An 8,538-nucleotide genomic window follows, 5' to 3' on the forward strand; every position below is an offset into this window, starting at 1 on the left:
GACGATGACCACGGGGCTGTGCGCCCAGTAGGCGGCGGCAATCGCGGTGACGGCATTGCTGATGCCGGGGCCGTTCTGGCCGATGACCACGCCATGGCGGCCCGAGACGCGCGCATAGCCGTCGGCCATGTGACCGGCGCCCTGTTCGTGGACGACGGGAATCAGGCGGATGCCGGCGGGCGCGAAGATGTCCATCGCGTCCATGAAGGCGGAGCCCATGATGCCGAACATCTCGGTGACGCCGTTGGCGGCCAGCGTTTCGACAAAGGCTTCGGACGGGGTCATCGCCTGCGGACCGCTGGCCGTCTGGGTTGGGGTGTTTTCGCTCATCAACTGTCTCCGGTTATCGTTTGACGGAATGCCGTATTTCGAATGCTATTCGGTGCCCCATACGGGTCAAGGGATTCCGTCCTTGTTGCATGAATTTGAAATGGAATGGAACGTTTTGTTTCAAAACGACCGACGCTGACAAGCGCCGATGCACTCAGGTCAGGCAGGCTGCTTCGGGCGCTCCCCCGGAGCCACCGGCCGCGTCGAACACGCAGTCCTCGGTCATGAACTCCATCAGCCCGTTGGCGTCACGACTGTCGAATGCCTCGGAAAAGGCGGTGAGCGTGTCGGCCGTGACGGCGGGTCGGGTGCTGAGCGTGTCTGCCATACGTGTCTCCAGTCGAATAGCCGGTGCCGTCCGGCGCGCGAGAAGTCGTGCGCGGCACGGCATATCGACACGTTAGGGTTTGCCCGTCGAGGGCGGTAGCACCAGTGGGGAGCTTTCGCCTGGGCCAGCGCGCGAACTGGAAAGACCCAGGCATCGCGGCAGCACACGGGTGCGGATCTGCTGGATCAGCGACTTGTCGTCGCGCTCGATCAAATCGGGCGCCTGGTTGCGGATTCTCATGATCGAGAGCACCTTCAGGCAGCACTCGCACCAGTCGTTGACCAGAAATCACGAATCGATCGAACCGGCCGTAGATGAAGGAATATGCGTAGTTCTGCAAATTGGCGGATTTAACGGATGAACGCCACTAGCATCTCGCGAATTTCGATTGAAACGGCAGGCGAAAGGACGTTTGCGAGACCCGTTATCGGTCACTCAATCAACACATCATCTTCAAGACTGGCTGCTCGATTCGATCAGGTAAATCCTCGGAGCTGCTGCTGGCGATGAGACAGTCCGCACAACGCCCTCGGGAACAAGCTCAACGCGAGCGCGGGCGTCGAGCCCTTGCTGCGGGCAGCGCGACCGTTGAAATAGTCGGAAGAAATCAGGCTGGGTGTTCCCACGACACGGCGAAAAACCGAAGAACAATGCTCATCAGGCACTGGATCCATCGGATCTTCTCGCCTGGTACTACCCGCCGCTTTATTGATTGAGAATGCTTGACTAAACGAGCGAGATCGCTAGTGCGAAATGCGAGAAGCTGAAATCTGTCCCGGTAGCCGCTGACTATACTTGAAACGGAACCAGAACAGGACGCGGAACTTCAGGTTGCCGACCGGCAATTCAACGCTGCAATCCGTGCGGAGCGCGTGCGAATTGGGTAACAAAGGGCGTTCCTTGGCGTGCTCATTGTTTTTCAACTCGAGGAGATGGCGGTGAGAGCCTTACCCAGACTAGCAAAGACGATGAAGCATCCCGCCGACTCGACAATCGAGCCGGTGATCAAGATCCGCCGCGCCCGCGGCAAGTTGAATTCGTACTGGTTGACGACCGCCGTACTCGCGATATCCGTCATGCTTTGGCAGGCGATATCGATGGCGGGAATCTTCCCTGCGTTCGCGCTGCCCTCGCCGGTGGCGGTGTGGCAGGCCTTCGTCGAAATCGTCCACAATGGATATGGCGGGCAGGCGCTCATTAGTGACGTTCTGATTAGTTGCTTTCGCATCGTCATCGGCTTCGTTGGCGCGATTGCGATCGGCGTTCCCATCGGACTCCTGATGTCGCGGAACAAGATCGTGTTCGACATCATCGATCCCCTGCTGCAGTTCGTCCGGCCGGTTCCGCCGCTCGCCTATATCCCGCTGCTGGTGGTGTGGTTCGGCATCGGCGAATTGCCTAAAGCCATCCTGATTCTCGTTGGCACGATTCCGGTCATCATCATCGGCACCATGTCGGGCGTGAAAAGCACGCCGCCTTTACGCATCTCGGTCGCTCGCACGCTCGGTGCGACCAACGCGCAAATCTTCCGCAGGGTCGTGCTGCCTTCGGCGCTGCCGGAGATCTTCACCGCGATGCGCGTGGGGATCGGCGTGGCGTGGACCTGTCTTGTTGCAGCGGAACTGATCGCGGCGAGCAGCGGGCTGGGCTGGCTCGTGCAGTTCGCCGGACAGGCGCTGCAGGTTGGCATTGTGATCGTCGGTATCGTGATCATCGGGTTGATCGGGTATGCAATGGAACTGGTGATTCGCAAGATCGAAAATCTGGTCGTTCCCTGGCGCGGACATAACTGATCGCATTATTGGAGGAGACGAAAAATGAAAACGATGCAATGGGTCTATGGCGTCACTGCGGCCATGCTTGCCGGCAGTTGTCTTGTTCCGGGCGCGGCTTACTCACAGAACAAGCCCGAGATCATCATCGGCTACGAGGATAACGGCGCCGATCCGTACATGGTATCAATGGCCGAGCATATGTTCGAACACCAGATGAACGCCGACATCCAATACAAGCTCTTTAGCTCGGGCCCGGCCGCGATGAGCGCGTTGGCGTCGAACAGTCTCACGTTCATGTGCGGCCTCGGCGTTCCGCCGCTCGTCACGGCCATCGCGCAGGGCTTGCCAATGACGATCGTGTACAACCAGGAGCGCTACACGGATGCGGCCGGCATCGTGGTCAAGCCCGACAGCGGCATCCATGACGTCGCTTCGCTGCAAGGCAAGAAGATCGCGATCGTGGCCGGCTCGCAGGCCTCCTTTGAACTGGCGACCTTCCTCGCGGCTGCGCATGTGCCGTATTCGTCGGTCACGCAGATCAACATGGCGCCGCCGCAGATGCGTACGTCCTGGGTGACGGGCGCGATTGACGCGGCGATCGTCTGGGACCCGGTATTCAGCGCGCTGCGCGCGGCCGGCGGCAAGGCAATCAAGACCGATGGCGATCTGCCGCGAGAAGCTTCGAGCTACAACGTCTGTATTGCCAACTCGGAGTGGGCGAAGGCGCATCCCGACCTGGTCCGCGGTTTCGTCGCGGCTCTCGACCAAGGCTATCAGGTGACGATGAAGAATCGGGACCAGGCGCTCGCTGAAATGGCGCGCGCAACGGGCGTGACCGTGCCCGTTGCGAAGAGTGAACTTGCCGGTTACGAGCTGTTCTCCGGCGCCGACCAGACCACGCCGAAAGTCATGGGACTCGACGCAGGCGTCAAAACCTCCGCAACTTATCTGACGCTGGTGAATACAGCCAAAGTGCTCAACATGATAGGCCGCATTCCGTCGGTGCCGGCGAACTTCGACTCGAATGTCGCGCCACAGTACTCCAAATCTTTCGCACATTGATCCATTGACTGTCTGACCATCAAGCAGGAGACGAACTTGAACATCGTCATCGATTCCCTGTACAAGACATTCGGTGCCACATCGGCACTGGAAAACATCAACCTGCAATTTCGGGGCGGCGAATTCGTCACTGTGCTCGGCGCCTCAGGCTGCGGAAAGACCACCTTGCTGCACCTGCTCGCCGGTCTGACGTCACCCACGCGGGGCAACATCTATATCGATGGCGAGATCAAGGACCAGCCCGGCGCTGACCGTGTCGTCGTGTTTCAGCAGGCCGGTTTGTTTCCGTGGCTGAGCGTGGAAGAAAACATCGAGTTCGGGCCGTCACTGCATTCGGTGCCCAGGGCGCAACGCCGAAAGGACTCGGCCGACATCCTGCGGATCATCGGCCTCGAGTCTTTCGCCCGGCACAAGACCTACGAACTGTCGGGCGGCATGCAGCAGCGCGTGGCGATTGCGCGGGCACTCGTCATGAAGCCGAAGGTGCTGCTGATGGACGAGCCCTTCGGCGCATTGGATGCGCAGACCCGCAGTTCTATGCAAACCTTTTTGACGGAGCTGTGGGAGCAGCTCCACTGCACGGTCGTGTTCATCACCCATGACATCGACGAAGCGATCTTTCTCGGTACGCGTCTTGTCGTGCTTTCGGCGCGACCGGGGCGAGTCGCGCTCGACGTGCCCATCGAACTGGAACGGCCGCGCACGCCGAAGGTCGCATTCGAACCGCACTTTCTGGAGCTGAAAAAGCGCGCGATGGGTATTCTCGCGCATTGATCTCAGGCGAGAAAGGCGTTGTCAAGCTGACGGCATTAGATTAACTGTGTGGCGCAAGAACAGTTATTCGTATCAGAAAACTGCATCGACCGCGGAAGCGACAGTTCAACCATGCAATGTGCCGAGGCTTTCTTTGAGTATGGCGCGGGACTCTGGTAAGCCGAGTCGACCATGATTCGGCAATCACGAGTGTGCTCCCGCCGTCTTTGAGAACCACGTCGTTAGGGAAATCAAAGCCGCTCGCGGCGATGCGCGCCGCGCCATCGGGCTCGACAACAAAAAAGATCGACAAGCTCTTTTACCGCGCCGCCGAAAAGATCGTAGAGATCATCCACGACGAGATCGTTCAGATCGGCGGGAGCGAGTGCGGACAGGTCCGCATGCAATACCAGCTCGCCATCGACGATGCGCATCAGCTTGCGATCGACCATCGATGCGATGACAGGAGAACCATCGGGCATAAAGCCGATCCCTGAAGGACGGCGCGGAACGTCGCACACGACTTCGCGCTCGCCTGCTGCTGTGATCCGATAAAGCTTCATGTCGGTGATGTCGGATGCCCACAGATGGCCATCGTACCAGCGCGGTCCTTCCAGGAAAGCGAAATTGTTCGCAAGCAACTTGACCGTCTCTGTTCTCATTCGGAGGGTTCTCTCTATCGTGTGATTGGAAGATGTGCGCATTCGGCACTCAGATTATGTTCGTATTTCGGGCTCAACTCCGTGACGAGGCGGCGAGCATGACAACGATCCTGCGTATCAAAGGCACGGCAACGAGCGCCAGCGGGAGCATGACCATCCAGGAAAAAAGATAGGACCTGATCTAGTGATCGACGAACGTATTCTCCGAATAGAACGGTTCACTCGAAATGGCTGAATCCACTGCACGCGTCATGGCGCTTCGTATTCCACTGAAGAGACAATGAGTGAATCGGTGCGGAATGCGAAACATACGGCAAATCCCCGATGGCTCGATGTGTCAGATCGAGTATGAAACGCCGCGACCGCACAGACAAACGAATAAAACTAATTGCTTCAAGCTGCGCTGCTTATGGTTGCCCGGCGAACACTTGAATACGAGCGTTTGTGTGCAACAGTCAAAGTTGACGATGCTGTCAAATATGTCGAATGCGCTGCAGGCAATGTGCCGATACAGTGCTGTTATTCGATGCAGATTGAACCGATGTAAATGGGGTGGGTTGCGAGATGGACACGCCGCGGACTATGCGAATATTCGCCCGGGGGGCGTGGTGCAATTTGGATGCGTCGGCCTGTTACGCTCGAGTTTTTGACGAGCACGAGCCGATGCGTAAGCTGACAGACGTTGACGGATTGTTCGACGGCCGCCACCTTGATCGCGAAGTTATCGTCCTTTGTGTGCGTTGGTACCTGCGTTACAAGCTCAGTTTTCGAGACCTCGCTGAAATGATGGGCGAGCGCGGTCTGTCGGTGGCCCACACGACGATCATGCGCTGGGTCAAGCGGTTCACGCCGGAGTTTGTAAAACGCTGGAATCGCCTGGCCACGACATCCGGTCAATCGTGGCGAGTCGACGAGACCTATGTGAAGATCCGCGGCAAATGGGTCTATCTCGCACATCGTGCGCCGATTGGGCCTGCCCGGAGCTTCGGTTTTTTCCGATGCAGCGGCTTAGGGCAAACGTCTTTGCGTGGTCGCAACACGAACCGCCTGCAAGTCGGCTTTCAGCGCTTGATGGCCAGGTAAGCTCGGCTGATCGCCGGACGGCTATGGACCCAGAGACGACTGGCAAGCCAGGCAGCCGGCCTGTCCCGCACTTCAAGTCGCCTGATCGATCGCCCGGCTTCCGTTGGAAGAGGTTGCCGCTGGACCGGATTGGTGCCTCGGTCGCACGTATAAAAGTGCCGGAACCCAGCGGCGAGCGCGATCTCGCTGTAGTCGTCATCGTAATAGCCTTGCGGCCAGCAAAGATGGTCCGACACATCGCCAAGCCGCTGACGAAGCGTCGCGCGTGCTTTCACCAGATCGTCGCGCAGTCGTTCCCGTTTTTCGTCACGATCTTGTGTCAGCCGATCCCAGCGAACATGTGTGTGCGTGTGGCTGTGGAACTCGAACGTACCAGCGTGCCGCATCGCCTCGATTTCGGACCAGCGCAGGATCACATCGTCGGCCCGGCCGTGCTCGATGGCCGATTCACCGTCCTCGTGACCAAGCAGACGCGGCAGCGCGGCGATGTCGCCACCCGCCGCGTTAGGCCGCGGCGCGCCCTCGCCCGGCCACGCGCTTACAAGGAAGCAAAGTGCGCTGAAGCCATGCCGCTGCAAAATGGGATGCGCATGCACCCAGTTGTCGAGATACCCGTCGTCGAACGTGATGACGACCGACTTCGGCGGGACCGGCGCTCCCGCCAGGTAGTCCGCGAACTGGCGCGCGCTCAGCGTCCTGTAGTCAAGCTGCGCAAGACATGCAATCTGTTCGGCGAAATGCTCGGGCGTAACCGTGATCATGCCGGGCGACGTACTGACGTGGTGATACATCAGCACCGGAACCGCGCGCGCAACGTGCTTCATGACACCGGCCCCAGTCCGGCCAGTTTCTGATGGTAGTTTCGTTCGGTGAGGCATCGCCGGTAAAACGCGATCGTTTGATCTGCCATCTGCGCGATCGTAAAGCGCCCGATGATACGGCGCGCCTGGTCTCCAAGGCGCGTGCGCAGCGCGCGATCATCGAGCAGCCGCACGATCGCCGCCCTTAGCGAGACAGGATCTTTCGGAGGAACCAGCAACCCGTTGACGCTATCCTCGATCAGTTCCGGCACGCCGTCGACGCGCGTGCCGATCACCGGCAAGCCGCGCGACATGGCCTCAATGAACGACTGCCCGAGCGCTTCCTGATGAGTCGGCAGCACAAAAAAATCGCTGCCGCGCAGCACATTCGGCACGTCCGGACGTAAACCGAGCAGGTGGACCCGGCTACTCAGCCCCAACGCTTCGATACGGCTTCGGATTCGCGCAAAGCTCGGTCCGTCGCCGGCCATGACCAGATGCAACTCGGGCCGGCTTGTCAACAGCGGCCGCACCGCTTCGATCAGATCGTCGTGGCCTTTCTGGTCTCGCATCATCGCGACCATGCAGCCGATCACCGCGTCGGCGCCAAGGCCGAGTTCGCTGCGCAATGTCGATTCGATTTGCTGCTCTGGCTCGGGAACGCCGTCATAAATGGTCGCAATCCGGTCATGATCGACACCAGCCGAGACCAGATACCGGTGCACGTACGAACTGACGGCGATCACACGGTGCGGAATCCACCGATACGTCGCCAGCGACGTGACCGGTAACGCCAGGTGCCGCGTCCTGACCACGAGTGGTGTACCCGCGGACCGGGCCGCGAGTCCGGCAACGAGGGTGTCGTGACCGCTGTGCGTGTTGACCACATCGAACGCACGGCGGTTCACAAGCGACCGAATCGCCATCATTGACGCAACATCGCCGCCAGTTCTCATGGGAGCGTGATGCACGGGAAAACCGCCAGCCGCCGCGCGCCGACCGATCTCTGCCCTCGCCGGACAGACCAGTTCGACGGTATGCCCCCGCTCGCGCAATGCGACCATCTCCTTTAATGTGCGAATCTCCTGGCCGCCCCATCCCGTTGAAGACTCGCTATGCAAAATATTCATGCCCCGATTCGTCCCCGAAATGCATTTGTAAGTGTCTGAATTTACAGGCAAAAATGCGTAATATACAGTAATTATTGTCGGGTTCTGTAATTTTTTATCTTCGCTGCTGCCTAGGCGAACGCTTGCTGCAGACAAGGCCATGATGACCGTCCAAGTGCTCGGAAGCTGCCGTTAAACGCGCGTGCGATCAGTGGCCGGAGTGGCTCGTAAGTACGCGTTCGATTGCAGCCAGAGCTGTCACTCGCTGTTGCCGATCAGCGAACGTCGGGAATGCAGCTCGTAGCCGCCTCTCGATGGCGGATGGGTGAGTGTCAGGTATGGCCGACAGGACTAAACCGCTCGCGCGGTAGGGGGCTGCGGCCCGACTCTGGCGGCGAATGGGAGGCCAGTGGCGCCGGTGGTTATGTTGGTGGTTGAGGCAATCCGCCTCGCCCTCCAGCAGGAGCCCCATCATGACCTCCTCCGATCCGGGCATCAGCCCGCTGCGCCGCCATATGCTTGAGGACCTGCGCATGCGCAGGTTCGCACCGAAGACCCAGGCCGCCTATCTGCGTGCCGTACGTCAGTTCGCCCGATACCTCGGGCGTTCACCCGATACCGCCACCGTCGAGAACC

At 59.5% G+C, this 8,538-nt stretch carries 9 protein-coding genes and 3 pseudogenes; 5 read left to right on the forward strand and 7 right to left on the reverse strand.

All coding sequences use genetic code 11. The features are described from left to right. From GCT13_RS45870 to GCT13_RS45880, 3 genes and pseudogenes are all read right to left on the reverse strand, one after another. Positions 1-330, reverse strand: a 330-nt coding sequence (locus GCT13_RS45870; RefSeq protein WP_265335352.1) for a thiamine pyrophosphate-binding protein, incomplete at its 3' end; no start/stop codon positions are given. 190 nt (positions 331-520) lie between these two features. After that, a pseudogene (locus GCT13_RS45875) lies at positions 521-658 on the reverse strand (nuclear transport factor 2 family protein); the annotation flags it as partial. Between the two features lie 153 nt (positions 659-811). Then, positions 812-1,022 (reverse strand): annotated as a pseudogene (locus tag GCT13_RS45880) (PLP-dependent aminotransferase family protein); the annotation flags it as partial. Between the two features lie 604 nt (positions 1,023-1,626). On the opposite strand from GCT13_RS45880, the gene GCT13_RS45885 reads away from it, so the two are divergent. From GCT13_RS45885 to GCT13_RS45895, 3 genes are read left to right on the forward strand one after another with little or no spacing between them, the layout of a single operon-like run. Then, positions 1,627-2,451: an ABC transporter permease gene (locus tag GCT13_RS45885; protein ID WP_227747376.1), complete on the forward strand. Its 825-nt coding sequence runs from the start codon at positions 1,627-1,629 to the stop codon at positions 2,449-2,451. 24 nt (positions 2,452-2,475) lie between these two features. Beyond that, entirely contained in the window at positions 2,476-3,495 is a 1,020-nt protein-coding gene (locus GCT13_RS45890) for a taurine ABC transporter substrate-binding protein (RefSeq protein ID WP_152768236.1), read from the forward strand. 36 nt (positions 3,496-3,531) lie between these two features. Further along, positions 3,532-4,269 (forward strand): ABC transporter ATP-binding protein, encoded by a 738-nt coding sequence (locus GCT13_RS45895; protein ID WP_152768237.1) that lies wholly within the window; start codon positions 3,532-3,534, stop codon positions 4,267-4,269. A gap of 230 nt (positions 4,270-4,499) precedes the next feature. Here GCT13_RS45895 and GCT13_RS45900 read toward each other — a convergent pair whose 3' ends face one another. Continuing rightward, a complete protein-coding gene (locus GCT13_RS45900) occupies positions 4,500-4,910 on the reverse strand; it encodes an SMP-30/gluconolactonase/LRE family protein (protein ID WP_193727966.1) in 411 nt (136 codons plus the stop codon). Positions 4,911-4,983: 73 nt separating this feature from the next. After that, positions 4,984-5,091, reverse strand: coding sequence for a DUF2798 domain-containing protein (locus tag GCT13_RS51540; protein ID WP_407670966.1), 108 nt, complete (start codon positions 5,089-5,091; stop codon positions 4,984-4,986). 482 nt (positions 5,092-5,573) lie between these two features. Between GCT13_RS51540 and GCT13_RS45910 the strand changes: the two are divergent. Beyond that, a pseudogene (locus GCT13_RS45910) lies at positions 5,574-5,861 on the forward strand (IS6 family transposase); the annotation flags it as partial. 110 nt (positions 5,862-5,971) lie between these two features. Here the strand turns inward: GCT13_RS45910 and GCT13_RS45915 are convergent. Continuing rightward, positions 5,972-6,817, reverse strand: a complete 846-nt coding sequence (locus GCT13_RS45915) for a polysaccharide deacetylase family protein (RefSeq protein WP_152768239.1) — start codon at positions 6,815-6,817, stop codon at positions 5,972-5,974. After that, positions 6,814-7,923: a glycosyltransferase family 4 protein gene (locus GCT13_RS45920; RefSeq protein ID WP_152768242.1), complete on the reverse strand. Its 1,110-nt coding sequence runs from the start codon at positions 7,921-7,923 to the stop codon at positions 6,814-6,816. The genes GCT13_RS45915 and GCT13_RS45920 overlap by 4 nt, the downstream gene beginning before the upstream one ends. Positions 7,924-8,417: 494 nt before the next feature. Here GCT13_RS45920 and GCT13_RS45925 point away from each other — a divergent pair. Further along, on the forward strand, positions 8,418-8,538 hold a 121-nt coding region (locus tag GCT13_RS45925; RefSeq protein ID WP_321575053.1), incomplete at its 3' end, for a phage integrase N-terminal SAM-like domain-containing protein.

The organism is Paraburkholderia franconis (assembly GCF_009362735.1).
GTDB classification, from domain to species: domain Bacteria; phylum Pseudomonadota; class Gammaproteobacteria; order Burkholderiales; family Burkholderiaceae; genus Paraburkholderia; species Paraburkholderia franconis.

Bases quoted from the DNA above. Each gene is read 5' to 3' on its own strand.
- GCT13_RS45920 (WP_152768242.1), bottom strand. From the start codon at position 7,923: ATGAATATTTTGCATAGCGAGTCTTCAACGGGATGGGGCGGCCAGGAG.
- GCT13_RS45900 (WP_193727966.1), bottom strand. From the start codon at position 4,910: ATGAGAACAGAGACGGTCAAGTTGCTTGCGAACAATTTCGCTTTCCTG.
- GCT13_RS45885 (WP_227747376.1), top strand. From the start codon at position 1,627: ATGAAGCATCCCGCCGACTCGACAATCGAGCCGGTGATCAAGATCCGC.
- GCT13_RS45915 (WP_152768239.1), bottom strand. From the start codon at position 6,817: ATGAAGCACGTTGCGCGCGCGGTTCCGGTGCTGATGTATCACCACGTC.
- GCT13_RS45890 (WP_152768236.1), top strand. From the start codon at position 2,476: ATGAAAACGATGCAATGGGTCTATGGCGTCACTGCGGCCATGCTTGCC.